This window comes from Janthinobacterium sp. 61, from assembly GCF_002846335.1.
GTDB lineage: Bacteria > Pseudomonadota > Gammaproteobacteria > Burkholderiales > Burkholderiaceae_D > Janthinobacterium.
This window is the reverse complement of record NZ_PJMQ01000001.1, coordinates 2,651,398-2,670,244: the sequence shown is the minus strand read 5'-3', so window position 1 is coordinate 2,670,244 and position 18,847 is coordinate 2,651,398. Positions and strand designations below refer to the sequence as shown.

The 18,847-nt window shown below is 60.5% G+C and carries 22 protein-coding genes; 16 read left to right on the top strand and 6 right to left on the bottom strand.

All coding sequences use genetic code 11. The features are described 5' to 3' along the window. Positions 1-22 precede the first annotated feature (22 nt). From hscB to CLU92_RS12225, 6 genes are all read left to right on the top strand, one after another. Positions 23-538, top strand: coding sequence for a Fe-S protein assembly co-chaperone HscB (hscB, locus tag CLU92_RS12250; RefSeq protein WP_101482114.1), 516 nt, complete (start codon positions 23-25; stop codon positions 536-538). A gap of 108 nt (positions 539-646) precedes the next feature. Next, on the top strand, positions 647-2,527 hold the full coding sequence (gene hscA, locus CLU92_RS12245; RefSeq protein ID WP_101482113.1) for a Fe-S protein assembly chaperone HscA: 1,881 nt from the start codon (positions 647-649) through the stop codon (positions 2,525-2,527). 71 nt (positions 2,528-2,598) lie between these two features. Continuing rightward, positions 2,599-2,940, top strand: coding sequence for an ISC system 2Fe-2S type ferredoxin (gene fdx / locus CLU92_RS12240; protein ID WP_034750070.1), 342 nt, complete (start codon positions 2,599-2,601; stop codon positions 2,938-2,940). A 1-nt stretch (position 2,941) separates the two neighbouring features. Further along, positions 2,942-3,136, top strand: coding sequence for a Fe-S cluster assembly protein IscX (gene iscX, locus CLU92_RS12235; RefSeq protein ID WP_071322763.1), 195 nt, complete (start codon positions 2,942-2,944; stop codon positions 3,134-3,136). Next, positions 3,123-4,040, top strand: a complete 918-nt coding sequence (locus tag CLU92_RS12230) for an SAM-dependent methyltransferase (RefSeq protein ID WP_101482112.1) — start codon at positions 3,123-3,125, stop codon at positions 4,038-4,040. Before iscX ends, CLU92_RS12230 begins: the two co-directional genes overlap by 14 nt. A gap of 82 nt (positions 4,041-4,122) precedes the next feature. Beyond that, the gene (locus CLU92_RS12225) at positions 4,123-4,881 is read left to right on the top strand and encodes an rRNA pseudouridine synthase (RefSeq protein ID WP_101482111.1); all 759 of its coding nucleotides are present in this window, start codon (positions 4,123-4,125) and stop codon (positions 4,879-4,881) included. Here the strand turns inward: CLU92_RS12225 and CLU92_RS12220 are convergent. The 5 genes from CLU92_RS12220 to CLU92_RS12200 form a co-directional block, all read right to left on the bottom strand. Then, complete coding sequence (locus CLU92_RS12220; RefSeq protein ID WP_101482110.1) at positions 4,878-5,306, bottom strand: group III truncated hemoglobin; 429 nt, start codon at positions 5,304-5,306, stop codon at positions 4,878-4,880. The genes CLU92_RS12225 and CLU92_RS12220 overlap by 4 nt on opposite strands. A 64-nt stretch (positions 5,307-5,370) precedes the next feature. Continuing rightward, positions 5,371-5,907 (bottom strand): RDD family protein, encoded by a 537-nt coding sequence (locus CLU92_RS12215; protein ID WP_101482109.1) that lies wholly within the window; start codon positions 5,905-5,907, stop codon positions 5,371-5,373. Next, entirely contained in the window at positions 5,897-6,658 is a 762-nt protein-coding gene (locus CLU92_RS12210) for a DUF3106 domain-containing protein (protein ID WP_101482108.1), read from the bottom strand. The genes CLU92_RS12215 and CLU92_RS12210 overlap by 11 nt, the downstream gene beginning before the upstream one ends. A 2-nt stretch (positions 6,659-6,660) precedes the next feature. Then, positions 6,661-7,065 (bottom strand): DUF3619 family protein, encoded by a 405-nt coding sequence (locus CLU92_RS12205; RefSeq protein ID WP_101482107.1) that lies wholly within the window; start codon positions 7,063-7,065, stop codon positions 6,661-6,663. Continuing rightward, positions 7,062-7,631, bottom strand: coding sequence for an RNA polymerase sigma factor (locus CLU92_RS12200; RefSeq protein ID WP_034779551.1), 570 nt, complete (start codon positions 7,629-7,631; stop codon positions 7,062-7,064). The genes CLU92_RS12205 and CLU92_RS12200 overlap by 4 nt, the downstream gene beginning before the upstream one ends. A gap of 495 nt (positions 7,632-8,126) precedes the next feature. On the opposite strand from CLU92_RS12200, the gene CLU92_RS12195 reads away from it, so the two are divergent. The 9 genes from CLU92_RS12195 to CLU92_RS12155 all read left to right on the top strand — a co-directional run bounded on the left by CLU92_RS12195 (position 8,127) and on the right by CLU92_RS12155 (position 17,841). Further along, the gene (locus CLU92_RS12195) at positions 8,127-9,857 is read left to right on the top strand and encodes an acetolactate synthase 3 catalytic subunit (protein ID WP_100873806.1); all 1,731 of its coding nucleotides are present in this window, start codon (positions 8,127-8,129) and stop codon (positions 9,855-9,857) included. Positions 9,858-9,859: 2 nt separating this feature from the next. Beyond that, positions 9,860-10,351, top strand: coding sequence for an acetolactate synthase small subunit (gene ilvN / locus CLU92_RS12190; protein ID WP_010399754.1), 492 nt, complete (start codon positions 9,860-9,862; stop codon positions 10,349-10,351). Between the two features lie 74 nt (positions 10,352-10,425). Beyond that, entirely contained in the window at positions 10,426-11,442 is a 1,017-nt protein-coding gene (ilvC, locus tag CLU92_RS12185) for a ketol-acid reductoisomerase (protein ID WP_101482106.1), read from the top strand. 109 nt (positions 11,443-11,551) lie between these two features. Then, positions 11,552-12,001, top strand: coding sequence for a hypothetical protein (locus tag CLU92_RS12180; RefSeq protein WP_101482105.1), 450 nt, complete (start codon positions 11,552-11,554; stop codon positions 11,999-12,001). Positions 12,002-12,178: 177 nt separating this feature from the next. Further along, a complete protein-coding gene (locus CLU92_RS12175) occupies positions 12,179-13,417 on the top strand; it encodes an MFS transporter (RefSeq protein ID WP_101482104.1) in 1,239 nt (412 codons plus the stop codon). A gap of 209 nt (positions 13,418-13,626) precedes the next feature. Continuing rightward, positions 13,627-14,382, top strand: coding sequence for an SIMPL domain-containing protein (locus CLU92_RS12170; RefSeq protein WP_101482103.1), 756 nt, complete (start codon positions 13,627-13,629; stop codon positions 14,380-14,382). A gap of 101 nt (positions 14,383-14,483) precedes the next feature. After that, positions 14,484-15,239, top strand: coding sequence for an SIMPL domain-containing protein (locus CLU92_RS12165; protein ID WP_101482102.1), 756 nt, complete (start codon positions 14,484-14,486; stop codon positions 15,237-15,239). Positions 15,240-15,396: 157 nt separating this feature from the next. Beyond that, entirely contained in the window at positions 15,397-16,248 is an 852-nt protein-coding gene (gene pssA, locus CLU92_RS12160; protein WP_101484643.1) for a CDP-diacylglycerol--serine O-phosphatidyltransferase, read from the top strand. Between the two features lie 48 nt (positions 16,249-16,296). Next, positions 16,297-17,841: a 2-isopropylmalate synthase gene (locus CLU92_RS12155; protein WP_101482101.1), complete on the top strand. Its 1,545-nt coding sequence runs from the start codon at positions 16,297-16,299 to the stop codon at positions 17,839-17,841. 28 nt (positions 17,842-17,869) lie between these two features. On the opposite strand, the gene bamE is transcribed toward CLU92_RS12155, so the two are convergent. Further along, a complete protein-coding gene (gene bamE / locus CLU92_RS12150) occupies positions 17,870-18,367 on the bottom strand; it encodes an outer membrane protein assembly factor BamE (protein WP_101482100.1) in 498 nt (165 codons plus the stop codon). Between the two features lie 185 nt (positions 18,368-18,552). Here bamE and rpsO point away from each other — a divergent pair, with 185 nt between their 5' ends. Next, entirely contained in the window at positions 18,553-18,822 is a 270-nt protein-coding gene (rpsO, locus tag CLU92_RS12145; protein WP_010399743.1) for a 30S ribosomal protein S15, read from the top strand. Positions 18,823-18,847: the final 25 nt, after the last annotated feature.

Genomic DNA, 18,847 nt, shown 5'->3' with positions numbered 1-18,847 from the left:
GGTACAGCGACCACCGACAATTATGCAAAACCATTTCGAATTATTCCAGTTGCCGGCGCAGTTCGGGCTCGACATGAGCGCGCTCGACGCGGCCTATCGCGACGTGCAGGGCAAGGTCCATCCGGACCGTTTCATCAACGCCAGCAGCGCTGAAAAGCGCGTGGCGATGCAATGGGCCACGCGCGCCAATGAAGCCTATCAAACCCTGAAAAGCCCGCAGAAGCGCGCGCAATACCTGTGCGAGCTCAATGGCGTCGATTTGCAGACGGAATCGAACACGGCCATGCCCGTCAGCTTCCTGATGCAACAGATGGAATGGCGCGAAGAGCTGGGCGACGCCCGTGCCGGCAAGGATGCCGACGCGCTCGACGCCCTGGATCGCCAGCTGCGCGGCGAACGCAAGGCTTTGCTGGCCCAGGTGGCGGCCCAGCTCGACGGGGGCGACTATGTGAACGCCGCGCAAAGCGTGCGCGCCCTGATGTTCCTGGACAAATTCGGCGAGGAAGTCCGCTTTGCATACGAAGCCATGGAAGCCTGACTGGCTGATCGCTTGACCCGCGTGCCAAGCGCCAGTCTGGCACGCGTCTTATAATGCGCGACAGGCATCAGCAGCATCACGCAAAAAATTAATCGAGGCACGAATACAATGGCACTTCTGCAAATTTCCGAACCAGGCATGTCGACCGCGCCGCACCAGCACCGCCTGGCCGTCGGCATCGATCTGGGCACCACCAATTCCCTGGTCGCCACTGTCCGCAACAGTATCCCCGAGGTACTCAACGACGAGGACGGGCGCTCCTTGCTGCCCTCCGTCGTGCGCTACCTGCCGAACGGCCATGCGAACATCGGCTACAAGGCCCTGTCCGCGCAAACCACCGACCCGAAGAACACCATCGTGTCGGTCAAGCGCTTCATGGGCCGCGGCCTGGCCGACATCGCCTACGCGGAAAACCTGCCCTACGACTTCCAGGATACGCCTGGCATGGTGCAGCTGAAAACCGTGGCCGGCGTGAAAAGTCCCGTCGAAGTGTCGGCGCAAATCCTCGCCACCCTGCGCCAGCGCGCGGAAGATTCGCTGGGCGACGACCTGGTCGGCGCCGTGATCACCGTGCCCGCCTACTTTGACGACGCGCAGCGTCAGGCCACCAAGGATGCGGCGCAGCTGGCCGGCATCAATGTCTTGCGCCTCCTGAGTGAGCCCACGGCCGCGGCCATTGCGTATGGCCTCGACAACGCCTCCGAAGGCGTGTACGCCGTGTATGACCTGGGCGGCGGCACCTTCGATATCTCGATCCTGAAACTGAGCAAGGGCGTCTTTGAAGTGCTGTCCACGGGCGGCGATTCGGCCCTGGGCGGCGACGATTTCGATCGCCGCCTGTTCTGCTGGATCAGCGAACACGCCAAGCTGGCGCCCCTGTCGGATGAAGACACGGCGATCCTGATGGTGAAAGCGCGCGAAATCAAGGAAACATTGTCGACCAAGTCGGAAACGATGATCGACGCGGCCCTGAACTCGGGCGAAGAGATCCACCTGCGCATCACGGCGACGGAATTTGCGGCCATGACGCAGCACCTGGTGGGCAAGACCATGAACGCCATCAAGAAAGCCTTGCGCGACGCGAACGTGGATGCGGACGACGTCGATGGCGTGGTGATGGTGGGCGGCGCCACGCGCATGCCGCACGTGCAGCGTGCCGTCAGCGAATTCTTCCACACGACGCCGCACGCGAATATCGATCCTGATAAAGTGGTGGCGCTGGGCGCGGCCATCCAGGCAAACTTGCTGGCCGGCAACCGCGCCGCCGGCGACGACTGGCTGCTGCTGGACGTGATCCCGCTCTCCCTGGGCATCGAAACCATGGGCGGCCTGGTGGAAAAGATCATCCCGCGCAATTCGACCATTCCCTGTGCGCGCGCGCAGGAGTTCACGACGTTCAAGGATGGCCAGACGGCCCTGGCCGTACACGTGTTGCAGGGCGAGCGCGAACTGGTGAGCGATTGCCGTTCGCTGGCGCGTTTTGAATTGCGCGGCATTCCGCCGATGGTGGCGGGCGCCGCGCGCATCCGCATCACGTATCAAGTCGATGCGGATGGCTTGCTGTCCGTTTCGGCGCGCGAACTGCGCTCGGGCGTGGAAGCGTCGATCAGCGTCAAGCCTGCCTACGGCCTGGGCGACGACGACATCGCCCGCATGCTGCAGGATTCCTACACCTCGGCCGACGTCGACATGGTGGCGCGCGCGTTGCGCGAAGAGCAGGTGGAAGCGGAGCGCATCCTGCTTGCCACGCAGTCGGCCCTCGATGAAGACGGCAGCTTGCTCGATGACGCGGAGCGCGTGCTAGTGGATGGCTTGATGAACAAGGTGCGCGACGCCATTGTGCAATCGCAAAGCGGCGCCGTCGACCACCAGGCATTGAAGCTGGCGATCGAAGCGCTGGCCGACGGCACCGAGGATTTCGCCTCGCGCCGCATGGACCGCAGCGTGCGCACTGCCCTGAAGGGCAAATCGCTCGACCAGGTCGTTTAAAGATAACTGAAATGCGCGCCGCGTGCACTTGCTGCGGCAGCGCTCCGAATCATTGAAATTGTAGAGGTAATATGCCCCAAATCGTCATTCTGCCGCACGCCAAGCTTTGCCCGGACGGCGCCGTCATCGAAGCCCCTGCCGGCAAGTCCATCTGCGACATCTTGCTGGAAAACGACATCGACATCGAGCACGCCTGCGAAAAATCGTGCGCCTGCACCACCTGCCACGTGCTGGTGCGTGAAGGCATCGAATCCTTGAACGAAGCGACGGAACTGGAAGAAGACATGCTGGACAAGGCCTGGGGCCTGGAAGCCGTGTCGCGCCTGTCGTGCCAGTCCATCGTGGCCGAGGCAGACCTCGTCGTCGAAATCCCGAAATACACGATCAACCAGGTCAGCGAAGGCAGTCACTAACATGAAATGGTCCGACATCCATGTGATCGCCGAAGCGCTGTACGACGCGCATCCGGACATCGATCCCCTGACCGTGCGTTTCACCGACCTGCATAACTGGGTGGTGGAGCTGGACGGCTTCGACGATGACCATACGCGCGGCGGCGAAAAAGTGCTCGAAGCGATACAGATGGCGTGGATCGATGAAGCGCGCTAAGGGCGCGGCAGCGGCCGCCACCGCAGTCGCAGTGCCGAAAGACGTCATCACTGCCGCCAGCAACATGCCCGAGATCAAGGATGGTCAGTCGGTCGCCCTGCTGCAGGAATTGCATATCCTGACGCGCGACGGCAAGATGAATCAGGACAGCCGCCGCAAGCTCAAGCAGGTGTACCACCTGACGCAGTTCATCGAGCCGCTGCTGCGCGAAGTGCAGCTGGACCATCCCGGCGTGTCGCTGGTCGATCACGGCGCCGGCAAGTCGTATCTGGGCTTCATCCTGTACGACCTGTTCTTCAAGAGCGGCAACGACGGTTCGCACATCTACGGCATCGAGACGCGCGAAGAGCTGGTGCAGCGCTCGCAAGAGCTGGCGAAGAAATTCAAGTTCCCGGGCATGTCCTTCCTGCCACTGTCCGTAGCCGAATCGACGGAGTCAAACTTGCTGCCACAGCAGATTGACATCGTCACGGCCTTGCATGCGTGCAACACGGCCACCGATGACGCCATCCATTTCGCCTTGAAGAAGAAGGCGAAATTTATGGTGCTGGTGCCCTGTTGCCAGGCCGAAGTCGCTTCTGTATTGAAGAAGAACAAGGGCAAGAGCCTGGGCAAGAATGTGTTGACGGAATTGTGGCGCCACCCGCTGCACACGCGCGAGTTCGGCAGCCAGATCACCAACGTGCTGCGCTGTCTGCAGCTGGAAGCGCATGGCTACCAGGTCAGCGTGACGGAACTGGTGGGCTGGGAGCATTCGATGAAGAATGAACTGATCATCGCCAGCTACAAGAACTTGCCGCGCCAGCGTCCGACGGAGCGCCTGCAGGAAGTGCTGCAAACCTTGGGCCTGGAAGAGATGGGTCACCGCTTCTTTGCCGAAGAGCTGGCCAAGGCCACTGCGTAAGCATACGCTGTCGCACCCGAGAGGAGGAGCGGGTCGGTTACAATACCGGCTTTCTCCTCCTCTTGCTTTTTGCGCCTCCCCCATGACCACACCACACGAAATGCCCACCGTCCGCCTGGCCAAGCGCCTGTCTGAAGACGTGCCCTGCTCGCGCCGCGAGGCCGAGCTGTATATCGAGGGCGGCTGGGTCACGGTCGATGGCGTGCTGGTGGAAGAATCGGGTGCGCGCGTAGCCGACAATCAAGCGGTGGTGCTGTTGCCGAACGCCACCCTGGAAGAAATGCCGCCCGTGACGATCTTGCTGCACAAGCCGGCCGGCATCAACGGCGGCGTGGGCAGCGAAGGCAAGCCGGCCCTGGCCTGTTTGCGTCCCGAAGAGCTGTTCACCCCGGAAAACGTGCTGCCCAGCGCCGTCACGCGCTTCCTCAAGCGCCACCTGATCGGCCTGACCATCACCAATCCGCTCGACACCATGGCTTCCGGCCTGCTGGTGTTTACGCAGGATTTCCGCGTTGCCCGCAAGCTGGTCGACGAAGCGAAAACGGTGGAGCAGGAATTCATCGTGGAAGTGTCGGGCGCCATCGCGGAAAACGGCCTGGCGCTGCTCAATCACGGCTTGCCTTTCAATGGCAAGCCTTTGCCGCCGATCAAGGTCAGCTGGCAGAATGAAACGCGCTTGCGTTTCGCCCTGAAAAACGTGCAACCGGGCCAGATCGCCCATATGTGCAAGATGGTGGGACTGGAAGTGGTCGCCATGAAGCGCTTGCGCATCGGCCGCATCCCGATGGGCGCCATGCCCGTGGGGCAATGGCGTTATCTGCAAGGCTACGAAAGATTCTAAAGCTGCGGCGCCACGATGGCATGGCTTTCCGCAAAGCTCTTCCATAGCCGTTCGGCAATATTCAATGCAATGGTATCGGCCTTCTCTTGCAGGGCCGGGTTGCCCATGCTTTCGGTCGTGGCAAAGAACAGGGTCAGCCAGCGGCGGAACATGCAGGGCGTGAGGTGTTCCATTTGCGCGTGCTGGGCCAGCGGCTTGCCGTGGTAGCGCATGGTGCCGCGCAGCAAGCCCGACCAGAAATCGACCAGTGTTGCCAGATGGGCATCCCAATCCTTGACCTCGGCGGCAAAGATGGGGCCCAGCATGGCATCGTCGCGGGCGGCCGCATAAAACGTGTGGACGAGATGCTTGACTTCGTCTTCGCTGCAGACTTCCTCGCGAAAGGGGGCGAAGCGCGTGTGGGGGAGGGGGGCGGTATTATTCATGGCACGCCATGATCGCAGAGGCCCCGTGGCGCTTCAATGACCCAGGTCAAGCCCCAGAAAAAACTCAGGCGGCGACTTTCTTTGACTTCTTGGCGGGGGCCGGCAATTGCACGATCTGCGTGCCCAGCAGCTTATCGTGCAGGAATTGCCCATTGCCGGTGAACAGGGCCGTGCCTGACCAGGCCAGGATGCCCACGCCGATGGCGCTCAGGGCTGTCCAGTGCTGCAAATCGAATACATAGGACACCAGCAGTGCCGGCAGCAGCCACATCCATGACAGGATGTAGCGGAAGGCGGCCACGCGCAGTGGCACGTGGGCGTGGCCCGGCAGCACGACTTTCAGGCGCCACGTCTTCATGGCCAGGGTTTGCCCTTCGCGGCTCCACTGGTGAATGAAGTACGCACCCATGACGAGGAAGGCCAGGCACTGGCGCATGTGTTCCGTCAGTGGCGTATGCGCGCTCTGCACGGCCAGCTCAAACAGCAGGAAGGGCAAAAACAGCACGGCCAGGGCCAGCAGTGACTCGTACACCATGGAAATCAGGCGGCGCTTGATCGTGGGATGGGAAGTGATGCTGGCGGCAGGCGTGCTATTTGGCATAGTTCGGCAGGGGGGCAGGCGTGGCAGGCGGCGTGACGGGCACGGTGGCGGGAGCTGCGGCAGGATCGCTTACCGGCACGCTTGCCGCCGCAGGAGCGGGCGGCAGGACGGGCGCGGCGGCGACAGGCGCTGCCGGCGTGGCGGGTGGCAGGATCAAGGCTGGCTTGCTGGTATTCGAATTGATCGCAGGCACCTTGCCCAGCGGTTTTTTCGGTACCAGTTCCGTGGCCAGCTTTTTCTTTTGCTCTTCCGGCAATTGCTGGTATTGCTCCCATTGGGCGGTTTTTTGACCAGGATCGATCTTCTTCGTGCGCGCATAGTTTTCGCGCACCAGGCTGCGCTGTGCCGGCGTCAGCTTGATCCATTCTCGCATACGTTCATGCACGCGGGTTTGCTCGTCGGGAGACATCGAGGCAAAGCGGTTGGCGATATCGAGCCATTTCTGCTTGCGCAGGGCTTCCAGCTTGTTCCATTCGCCCGCCAGCGGCTGCAGGGCTTCCTGCTGCGCGTGCGACAGCTTGTTCCAGGACGGGTTGTCGCTGGCCTTGGGCGGCGTGCCGCCTTTGCCGGCCGTGCGGGGCGAGCCGGTCTTGACGGCCGGGGCCGGCGCCACCACGGGCGCTGCCGCCACGGGAGGGGCGACGGGCGCGGGATGTTGCTGCGCACCTACCCATGCAGCGCCAGCCAGGGCGCAGGCGCCCAGAGCCAAGCCGCCAGCCAGCCAGCCTTTGCGTACGCTCAAGCGTGCCATGCTTATTGCTCGCGTTTCGTCAGGTAGGCGTTGAAGCCATGGTCCATATAGGCGGAGAGCGGCAATTCGTCGGACAGAACGGCTGCGTCGATTTCTGCCAGTTCGGCAATATGTTGCTCCTGCTCAAACTGATAGATGCCCACCATGCCGCCAACCAGCAGCAGCAGCGGGATGATCACGCTCATGCGGCCCAGCCACGACAGCGGCTCGACCAACAGGTGGCTGGCGATGCCGGCGAAGACGTCCTTGCGCACGGCAACGACTGCGGGTGCGTCTGCCTTCTTGCGCGACAGGGCCAGCTTGCGTGCCGCTGCCAGGCGATCGGTGGCCGATGCGGGCAGGTCGTCGAGTTTTTCGTTCAGTGCATGGCGCACTTTGTAGGCGAAATTGAGATCGTCGGTGTTCATAATTTTATTCCCTTGGCTTTCAGCGATTCGGCGAGCGTGTGGGTAGCTCTAGAGCAATGTGTTTTCACGCTACCTTCGGAACAACCCATCGCTTCCGCTGTTTCAGCCACATCCATGTCCTGCCAATAACGCATGAGGAAGGCTTCGCGTTGACGTGAAGGCAGTTTTTGTACCTCTGCATCAATCAGATCAAGGATTTGTGCGCGCTCGACCTGGTCGGCCGAAGATTCGGCGGCGCTGGAACCCTGTTCCGATTCATAAGTGTCAAGTATATCAAAATCTTCATGCTCGTCGCCCGAGGGTTTCATGCCGGAAAACAGACTGACCCAGGTGTTGCGGACTTTTTCACGGCGGAAATAATCAAGGATGGTGTTCTGCAAGATGCGCTGGAACAGCATCGGCAATTCGGCGGCCGGCTTGTCGCCGTATTTCTCGGCAAGCTTGATCATGGCATCTTGCACGATGTCGAGTGCCGATTCTTCCTTGCGGACCGCGTAGGCGGCTTGCTTGAACGCGCGCCGCTCGACGTTTTCTAGAAAGTCGGATAATTCTTTGTCTGTTGCCATGCGGTATGGGGATCTTAGCGGCTGCGGGTGCGGTGGGCGAATTGGGGACGGGTATGCTTTTTGCAACCCCGTGCATGCTAGCAAAAAATGTGCGTTTCCGCAGGGTTTTTGCACGTCGTGCGAGCAAAAATGCAGCGAGGCTGACATTTTCCTTGACCATAATGGTGCAACGCGATAACGTATGGGACGCTTTGAACACCCCAAAGCCCTATGGTCAGGTCGCGACCGGCACACAAGGCCATCCGCGGCAAGACGCGCTTTCATTTGTAGGCAGTTTGTTCTAACCCGCGCCACAAGCGCGAGCGGTTCGTACAGGCGCCACAGAAACTCCGGCCAAACGAGTTGCGTTAAGCGTTGTTTTGTAAGGTATCTATGGGTGCCCAAAGAAATTGCGTGACCGCATGAAAAGGGAAGCAGGAGCACTGTTGCGTTAGGCGTACCTCGTCAGGAAAGAACATCCGATCAATCTCCAATGGACCTTGAAAGGAATGTTTCATGAATACCGAAGCAGCAGCAGGACCAATTACGGGCGCAGAAATTGTCGTGCGCTGTCTGGCTGAAGAGGGCGTCGAGCACGTCTTTGGATACCCGGGCGGAGCCGTACTCTACATCTACGACGCCATCTTCCAGCAAAACAAATTCCAGCATATCCTGGTACGCCACGAGCAGGCCGCGATCCACGCCGCCGATGCCTATTCGCGCAGCTCGAACAAAGTCGGTGTCGCCATCGTCACGTCCGGTCCGGGCGTCACGAATGCCGTCACGGGCCTGTCGACCGCGTACATGGACTCGATTCCCATGGTGGTGATCTCTGGCCAGGTGCCGAGCCACGCCATCGGCCAGGATGCGTTCCAGGAGTGCGACACGGTCGGCATCACCCGCCCCGTGGTCAAGCACAACTTCCTCGTCAAGGATGTCAAGGACCTGGCGGCAACGATCAAGAAAGCCTTCTTCATCGCCCGTACCGGCCGTCCGGGACCTGTGCTGGTCGATATCCCCAAGGATATCAGCATGCACAAATGCCATTTCGACTATCCGAAGGAAGTCGAGATGCGTTCCTACCGTCCCGTCGACAAGGGCCATTCGGGCCAGATCCGCAAGGCCGTGCAGCTGTTGCTGCAAGCCGAACGCCCGATGATCTACACGGGTGGCGGCGTCATCCTGGCGAATGCGGCTCCCGAGCTGAACAAGCTGGTCGACCGCCTGGGTTTCCCTTGCACCAACACCTTGATGGGCCTGGGCGGCTACCGCGCATCGAGCGAGCAGTATGTCGGCATGCCCGGCATGCATGGCACTTATGAAGCGAACATGGCGATGCAGAATTGCGACGTCCTGATCGCCATCGGCGCCCGTTTCGATGACCGCGTGATTGGCAACCCGAAACATTTCGCCTCGCATCCACGCAAGATCATCCACGTGGACATCGATCCATCGTCGATTTCCAAGCGCGTCAAGGTCGATATTCCCATTGTCGGCAACGTCAAGGACGTGCTGATCGAGTTTCTCGCGCAACTGGACGCGGCCGAAGCCAAGCCGAACGTCAATGCATTGAGTAACTGGTGGAAGCAGATCGCCGAATGGCGTGGCCGCGAATGCCTGAAATACCCGACTTCCGACCTGGTCATCAAGCCGCAATCGGTGGTGGAAAAGGTCTTCCAGATCACCAAGGGCGACGCTTTCATCACGTCCGACGTGGGCCAGCACCAGATGTGGGCGGCGCAATATTATGGCTTCGATAAGCCGCGCCGCTGGATCAATTCCGGCGGCCTGGGCACCATGGGTGTCGGCTTGCCTTACGCCATGGGCGTGCAGATGGCCAATCCGGATGCCACCGTTGCTTGTATTACCGGCGAAGGCTCGATCCAGATGTGCATCCAGGAGCTCGCCACGTGCAAGCAGTACCACCTGACGCCGAAGATCATCATGCTCAACAACCGTTTCCTCGGCATGGTGCGCCAGTGGCAGGAAATCGATTACGGTTCGCGCTATTCCGAGTCGTACATGGATTCGCTGCCCGACTTCGAAAGGCTGGCTGAAGCCTATGGTCACGTGGGCATGAAAATTGAAAAACCGGGCGACGTCGACGGCGCCCTGAAAGAGGCGTTTGGCATGAAAGACAGGCTGGTATTCATGAACTTCATTACCGACCAGTCCGAAAACGTGTGGCCAATGGTGAAAGCCGGCAAGGGCCTGTCCGAAATGATGCTCGGTTCGGAGGATCTCTAATCATGCGCCATATTATTTCTGTCTTGCTGGAAAACGAAGCGGGCGCCCTGTCGCGCGTGGTGGGCCTGTTCTCGGCACGCGGCTACAACATCGAAACGTTGACCGTGGCGCCGACGGAAGACTCGACCCTGTCGCGCATGACCATCGTCACCAGCGGCTCGGACGACATCATCGAGCAGATTACCAAGCACTTGAACCGCCTCATCGAAGTGGTGAAGGTGGTGGACCTGACCGAAGGCCAGCATATCGAACGCGAGTTGATGCTGATCAAGGTTCGTGCCGTGGGCAAGGAGCGCGAGGAAATGAAGCGCACCGCCGATATCTTCCGTGGCCGCATCATCGATGTCACCGAAAAGACGTACACGATCGAACTGACCGGCAACAAGGTCAAGCTGGACGCGTTCATCGATTCGATCGACCGCGCCGCCATCCTGGAAACCGTCCGTACGGGTGGTTCCGGCATCGGCCGCGGCGAACGCATCCTCAAAGTATAAAAATATAAGTAGCACTACGCGGCCCTGGCGCCGCATTTAAAACAACAACGCATCATCAAATTATAGGAAATACCATGAAAGTTTTTTACGACAAAGACGCTGACCTCTCCTTGATCAAAGGCAAAAACGTTGCCATCATCGGCTACGGTTCGCAAGGCCACGCGCACGCACAAAACCTGAACGATTCGGGCGTCAACGTCACCGTCGGCCTGCGCAAGGGCGGCGCTTCGTGGGCCAAGGTCGAGCAAGCCGGCCTGAAAGTGGCGGAAGTGAACGACGCCGTGAAAGCGGCCGACGTCATCATGATCTTGTTGCCAGATGAAAACATCGCCCAGGTCTACAACGAAAACATCGCTCCGTTCGCCAAGCAGGGCGCCGTCCTGGCCTTTGCCCACGGCTTCAACGTGCATTACGGCCAAGTCGTGCCCCGCGCCGACCTGGACGTGATCATGGTCGCGCCGAAAGCCCCGGGCCACACCGTGCGCGCTACCTACACCCAGGGTGGCGGCGTGCCCCACCTGATCGCCGTGTACCAGGATAAATCGGGCATCGCCCGCGATATCGCCCTGTCGTACGCCTCGGCCAACGGCGGCGGTCGTGCCGGCATCATCGAAACGAACTTCCGTGAAGAAACTGAAACCGATCTGTTCGGTGAGCAAGCCGTGCTGTGCGGCGGCGCCGTGGAACTGATCAAGGCCGGCTTCGAAACCCTGACGGAAGCGGGTTATGCGCCTGAAATGGCTTACTTCGAGTGCCTGCACGAACTGAAACTGATCGTCGACCTGATCTATGAAGGCGGCATCGCCAACATGAACTACTCGATCTCGAACAACGCCGAATACGGCGAATACGTGACCGGTCCTAAAGTCGTGACTTCGGCCACCAAGGATGCGATGCGTCAATGCCTGAAAGACATTCAGACGGGCGAATACGCGAAGAGCTTCATCCTGGAAAACAAGGCAGGCGCACCGACCCTGATCTCGCGTCGCCGTTTGACGTCCGAGCACCAGATCGAAGAAGTGGGCGCCAAACTGCGCGCCATGATGCCTTGGATCGCCAAGAACAAGATGGTTGACCAGTCGAAGAACTAAGCAGTCTGTTGCACAGCAAAGCCGGCGCAAGCCGGCTTTTTTTTGTGCGCAGGCGCTTGGCACGCAACATCCGTTACAATCAGGCCCATTCAAAAATACCGCCAGCACCATGCTTGTTTTTTCTAAAGTTTTCGTTGGGAATCTTCATCTGATCAAGCGCCCCGTCTCGGTTGCCATCAGCTGCTGGTTTCTGATCTTCGGCTCGCTGTCATCCCTGGTGTCGGCTTACCTCGGCCGCGACGATCCCGCCATGCTGGCCTGGATGGCGCGCAGCGCGATTTCCGCCGAGGTGCAATACGCGATGTTGTTCGCCAGCCTGGGCATCACCCTGGTGGCAGCGCTGGCTATGCTGCAAAGGCAGCGTGGCGCGCGCACTGTTTATCTGGTGTGGGGCGTGATCGACATTGCGCTCAGTCTGGCGACCGTGCCACTCAAGATGAGCGTCTTGCCTGGCGTGCTCACGTTCGTCGTCATCTGCGCCTTCCTGTTCAGTCCGAAATCGAATGCCTGGTTTTCGCCACGCAAGGCGGCCAATGATGCCTGCATGACGCCAGCTTGAGGGCAGCTGTTCTTGTGCGCACGCTTTTGGTGCGTTTGCGCTATAATTCCGCCCTTCCTTTGCAGTTTCCTATTGACTGCATCTGTTTCGGTATCTGCCGACCGCAACGCGCATCACCGCTTTTGTAGCACGCCAGGCGCTAGTTGATCAGCCGCTTGCGCATCCTGAAGGACCCCTATGACCGACCGCATTACCACGACAGTACCCATGCCGGGCACTGCCGAATCTTCCGTTTCCGAACGGCTTCCCATCCTGGCCTTGCTGGCCCTGGCCATGACGGCGTTTCTCGCCCTCCTGTCGGAAACCCTGCCGGCCGGCCTGCTGCCGCAGATTGCCCGGGATCTTCATATTTCCGAAGTCATGACCGGCCAGCTGGTGACCGTCTACGCCATCGGCTCGATCCTGACGGCGATTCCCCTGACGGCCCTGACGAGCGGCTGGCGCCGGCGAAATGTCTTGCTGCTGGCCATCATCGGCTTTTTGATCTTCAATACGGCGACGGCCCTGTCGCCCAACTATATTGTCGCCCTGGTCTCGCGCTTCGTCACTGGCATGGCCGCCGGGCTGGCCTGGGGCTTGATGGCTGGCTATGCGCGCCGCATGGTGTCCGTCGAACAGCAGGGCAGGGCGATGGCCATTGCCATGATAGGCACGCCGCTGGCGCTGTCGCTGGGCGTGCCGCTGGGTACCTTGATGGGTGGCGTGCTGGGCTGGCGCAGCATCTTTGGCATCATGTCCGGCCTGGCCGTGGTGCTGGTCGCGTGGGTGCTGCTGGTTGTGCCCGATTACCCTGGGCAAAAGAATGGCGAACGCCTGTCGATACGTGCCGTGTTCATGACGCCGGGCGTGCGGCCTATTTTGGCTGTCATCGTCGCCTGGATGCTGGCGCATAACATTTTGTATACGTATATCGCACCGTTCCTGGCGCCGTCCGGCTTGCGCCCCCGCGTCGACCTGGTGCTGCTCGTATATGGCCTGGGTTCACTGGCCGGCATCTGGCTGGTCAGCCAGCTGATCGACCGCTGGCTGCGCCCGCTCGTGCTGGGCTGCATCGCCGCCTTTGCCCTCGTGATGGTCGCGCTGGGACTGGCGATGGACTCGCCCGCCGTCATCTATATCAGCATGGGCATCTGGGGTGTCACCTTCGGCGGCGCCGGCACCTTGCTGCAGACGGCGTCGGCGGACGCAGCCGGCGACGGCATGGATGTGGCGCAGGCGATGGTGGCGACCATCTGGAACGTGGCCATCGCGGGCGGCGGCCTGGCGGGCGGCATGCTGCTCGACGGCTATGGCGCGGCGTCGTTCCCTTGGGCCATGCTGGCCTTGCTGCTGGTGGCATTGACTATCGCCTGGTGCGCGCACCGCCACAGTTTCAAGCCGGGCCGGCGCAGTGGCGGCGCGGTGCTGGGCCACTAATAACGCTGTTATTTTGAATGATGGTGTGTTGAAATGTGAGCAGATGTGACTGGCAGACACATTTTGTGACGATTTGTTAATTTGCGCCACGGGAACGAATGAGGCGTTAGAATCTACACAGTTTGACAAGTTTCTCAGGCGAAATGGGGGCGTGCAGTGCATGCCCCACTGCCTGCTGTCAGCCATATTAACTACCTAGGAGTACCTCCATGACCGTGATGAAATCCGTCCTTGTTGCCGCCGCAGCCACCGTTGCCCTGAGCGCGCAAGCCCAATCCCTGCCAACCAACGGCACCCTGGTGGTCGTACCCGCATTTGGCGAAGTCAAGCATGTCAATGACCAGGTGGTCGCTACCCTGGCCATCGAAGAACAGGACAAGGACAAGGCTGCCGCTGCGTCGCGCGTGAACCAGAAGATGAACAAGGGTATCGCCATCGTCAAGCAGGCCGATCCGTCGGCGGCGCTGAAATCGTACGGTTACTACACTTATCCTGTGTACCCGGAAGAGCGTCCATTGCCAGCCGGCGCCGTCGCCAAGCCACGTTTGCCAACGGCCTGGAGAGTCGGCCAGTACCTGGAAGTGACAACGGCCAATCTGGCGTCCTTGCCAAAAACCGTGTCGGCGGCGCAAGGCGTGCTGACCCTGAATGGCTTGAATTTCGGCCTGAAGCCGGAAACCATCCGCCTGCTGGACGACCAGCGCATCGCCGCAACCTACAAAAATCTGAATGAGCGCGTGGCCGCCATCGCCAAGGCCATGGGCCGCAACGTGTCCGACGCCGTGCTCGATACGGTGGACTTTGAAGGTTCGGGCAACTATGCCAACGAAAGCCGTCCTGCCGCCGCACCGATGATGATGCGCAGCGCCAAGATGGCCGAAGACAGCGTCGTGGCCGAGCCAAGCTTCGAGCCGGGCGAGACCACCCTCGACATGCGCGTCGTCGGCAAGGTCAAGTTCAAGTAAGCACGCCAGCGTGGAAATATTTCCACATTAGCATGTTGTGAAAATCATGGGGCTGCTGGCCCCATGCGCGTTTTTGCCCCATTATTTTCCAGGAGAACACCATGATCGTCATGAAAGCTATGCTGGCTGCCGCCGCCGTTACCGTTGCCCTGTCCGCCCAAGCGCAAAGCCTGCCCACTTCCGGCACCCTCGTCGTGGTGCCCGCCAACGGCGAAGTGGTGCATGCGAATGACCAGGTGACCGTCACCCTCGCCATCGAAGAGCAGGACAAGGACAAGGCCGCCGCCGCCTCGCGCGTCAACCAGAAGATGAACCAGGGCGCGGCCATCGTCAAGAAAGCCGACCCGCAAGCCGTGCTGAAGACCCAGGGCTACTACACGTATGCCGTGTACCCGGAAGCGGCGCCCCTGCCGCCGGGCGTCGCCGCCAAGCCAAGAGTGCCGACCGGCTGGAGAGTGGGCCAGTACTTGCAGGTGACGACGACGAACCTGGCCGCCTTGCCGAAAACCGTTTCCGCAGCGCAAGGCGTACTGACCCTGAACCGTTTGAACTTCGGCCTGGCGCCCGCCACGGTCCGCAAGCTCGATGACCAGCGCATCGCCGCCGCCTACAAGAACCTGAATGAGCGCGTGGCCGCCATCGCCGGCGCCATGGGCCGCAATGTCAATGACGCCGTGATTGATACCATCGATTTCGAAGGCTCGGGCAATTACGCCCAGCGCGTCAGCGTGGCCGGCGCGCGCAACATGAGTGCAGACTCCGTGGGCTATGGCGGCAACCAGGTGGCCGAACCGAGCTTCGAGCCGGGCGAAACGACCCTGAACATGGGCCTGGTGGCGAAGGTCAAGTTCAAATGATGCTTGAATAGGCGTCAATATTGCCAGCTTGACGCCGCCGCGCTTTTCTTTGGCGGTGGCTCCTCTATAATGGCAACATCGGCAGGCGCATGCCGCAAGACGAATGCGCCTGCCATCTGGCACCGAATCCCCCGCAGTACACAAGATATGGAACAACATGGCAAACTTCCCCCGTCGTAGAGGCAAGAACGGCACCCCCGCAGTATCCAAAGCGTCCCGCTTCAGCAAATTCGTGCGCCAGCCGGTGAACGATGGCACTGGCAAGAAAACCTTGCGTCGCCGCGGCATCTATCTGTTGCCGAATGCCTTTACGACGGCAGCCCTGTTTTGCGGTTTCTACGCCATCGTCATGGCCATGAACCAGAAATTCGAACACGCGGCCTGGGCCATCTTCATCGCCATGATCCTCGATGGTCTGGACGGCCGCATTGCGCGCCTGACGAATACGCAGAGCGAATTCGGCGCCCAGTACGACAGCCTGTCCGACATGGTGTCGTTTGGCGCCGCGCCGGCGCTGGTGATCTACGAATGGTCGCTGCGCGGCATGGGCAAGCTGGGCTGGCTGGCCGCCTTCGTGTATTGCGCCGGTGCCGCCTTGCGACTGGCCCGCTTCAACACGAATATCGCCGTGGTCGACAAGCGCTTCTTCCAGGGCTTGCCCAGCCCGGCTGCCGCAGCCATGGTGGCCGGCTTCATCCTGCTGATGAATGACCTGGAATTTGCCGGCAACCAGCTGGCCTGGGTATCGTGGACGATCGCCCTGTTCTCGGGCCTGACCATGGTCACCAACGTGCCGTTCTACAGCTTCAAGGATGTGAATTTCCGCAAGTCCGTGCCCTTCATCGTGGTATTCCTGCTGGCATTGTTCTTCGCGCTTATTTCCATCGACCCGCCGAAAGTGCTGTTCCCGATTTTCGTCGCCTATGGCCTGTCCGGCTACGCCGTGTTCTTCTGGCGCATGGCGAAGGGCAAGCCCGTCAGCATCATTCAGACCGACCCCGAGCATTGATGCGCAGAGTCGGTAGCGTCGCCAGTCTTCAGCCAGCCAGGAGCAGCCATGAGCACCAGCAACCGACTCATCATTTTTGACACCACCTTGCGCGACGGCGAGCAATCGCCGGGCGCTTCCATGACGCGCGAGGAAAAGCTGCGCATCGCCAAGCAGCTCGAACGCATGAAGGTCGATGTGATCGAGGCGGGCTTCGCCGCCGCCTCGCAGGGCGACTTCGAGTCGATACGGGCGATTGCCGGCGCCGTGCGCGAATCGACCATCTGCTCGCTGTCGCGCGCCAACGACCGCGACATCGCCCGCGCCGCCGAAGCCCTGCAACCGGCCGAGCGCAAGCGCATTCACACTTTCATTGCCACTTCGCCCCTGCACATGCAGATGAAGCTGCGCATGACGCCCGAGGAAGTCTTGCTGCAGGCGCAGAACGCCGTGCGCTACGCGCGCCAGTTCACGGACGATATTGAATTCAGTCCCGAAGACGGCAGCCGCTCCGATGAGGATTTCCTGTGCCGTGTGCTGGAAGCCGTGATCGCCGAGGGCGCCACGACCATCAATTTCCCCGATACGGTGGGCTACGCCGTGCCTGAAATCTTCGGCAATACCATCAAGCGCTTGCGCGAACGCATACCGAATTCCGATAAAGCCATCTGGTCTGTCCATTGTCATAACGACCTGGGGCTGGCAGTCGCCAATTCGCTGGCCGGCGTCATGATAGGCGGCGCGCGGCAGATCGAATGCACGGTCAATGGCCTCGGCGAGCGGGCCGGCAACACGGCGCTGGAAGAAGTGGTGATGGCGCTGCGCACGCGCGCTGCCTATTACAACTTGACGGTAGGCATCGATACGACGCAAATCGTGGCGGCGTCAAAAATGGTGTCGCAAATTACGGGCTTTGCCGTGCAGCCGAACAAGGCGGTGGTGGGTGCGAACGCCTTTGCGCACGCGTCGGGCATCCACCAGGATGGCATATTGAAAGCGCGCGAGACGTATGAAATCATGCGTGCCGAAGACGTGGGCTGGACGGCCAACAAGATTGTTCTCGGCAAGCTGTCGGGCCGCAATGCCTTCAAGCAGCGACTGCACGAGCTGGGCATCGCGCTCGAATCGGAAGCGGAAGTCAACGCTGCCTTCCTGCGTTTCAAGGAGCTGGCCGATCGGAAATCCGAGATTTTCGACGAAGACATCATGGCCCTCGTCAGCGAGGAACAGCAGGCGCAGGAGAGTGAGCACTACCGTTTCATTTCCCTGGCGCAGCAGTCGACGACGGGCGCCGTGCCTCATGCGCGCGTGGAATTTCTCGTCGGCGGCGTGCAGCGCAGCTGCGAAGGGCAGGGTGACGGTCCCGTCGATGCTACCGTCAATGCCATCGAAAGCGCGGCCGCCAGTGGCGCGGAGCTGGTCTTGTTTTCCGTGAATGCCATCAGTACGGGCACGCAGTCGCAGGGCGAGGTGACGATGCGCCTCTCACGCGACGGGCGTATCGTCAACGGCGTGGGTGCGGACCCGGACATCATCGTCGCGTCGGCCAAGGCGTATTTGTCGGCGCTGAACAAGTTACATGCCAAGGATGAGCGCATCGACCCGCAGCCGTAGTAAAGGACGTCGTTACGCTAGCAATCTGTCACCAGAAAAACCGCCGCTCCTCCTTGTCCGGATCGGGGCCGTTCATCATCATGCGCACGATGCCGTCGTGGTCGAAGTGCACGTGCATCATGGAATCCCAGGCGCCCGATTCCTTGTAGCGGTAAGACCAGACGACCAGTTTAGGGATGGACAGATAGGATTTTTCCGTCGGGCGGCCCAGCAGTTGCAGCACGTCCTGCTGGGTCGACAAGCCCACCTTGACCCGGGCAAAGCCTGGCGTGTCGAGCACTTGCTCGTAGGAAATGAGCTTGTCATCCGGGCCGAAGCGCGCCATGTAGGTGTACTGGCCGTACGGCCCCGTGGCGTATTCCAGTTCCGGCCCCGTGGGCAGCTGGTAAATGGCAGTCGGCCGGCCCAGGCGCGCTTCCACTGCGGTGCGCGGTTCGCCCGGCTGCGGCGGCGGGCCGCCCAGGCTGGAACAGCCCGCGAGCACGGCAAGCAGCACAGGTGTTGCTAATTTGAGTATGGTTTTCATGTTTATGCTCCTCAAATGCAGGAAAATCCTATCATGCGCCGAGAAAAGGCCGCACGGCAGGATACAGGCGGGCATTTTTCCGATATACTTGCGCGTCTGGTTGTAAGCATAGACCAGTATTTTAATAATCGTAGTTCACGGTGGATAGGGTTCAGACTCTGTGCACCGCATGTGAAAGGTTTATCATGACAGTAGAAAACATCAACAAAGCCGCTATCATCGCGGACAACGCACGTGGTCAAAACGACACCGGCTCCCCTGAAGTGCAAGTTGCACTGCTGACAGCTCGCATCAACGAACTGAACGGCCACTTCAAAGCCCACTCGAAAGATCACCACTCCCGCCGCGGCCTGATCATGATGGTCAACCGTCGTAAGAGCCTGTTGTCCTACCTGAAGGCTAAAGACGCTACCCGTTATCGCGACCTGATCGCTAAACTTGGTCTGCGCAAGTAATTTTTGCCGTACAAGGTTTATACAG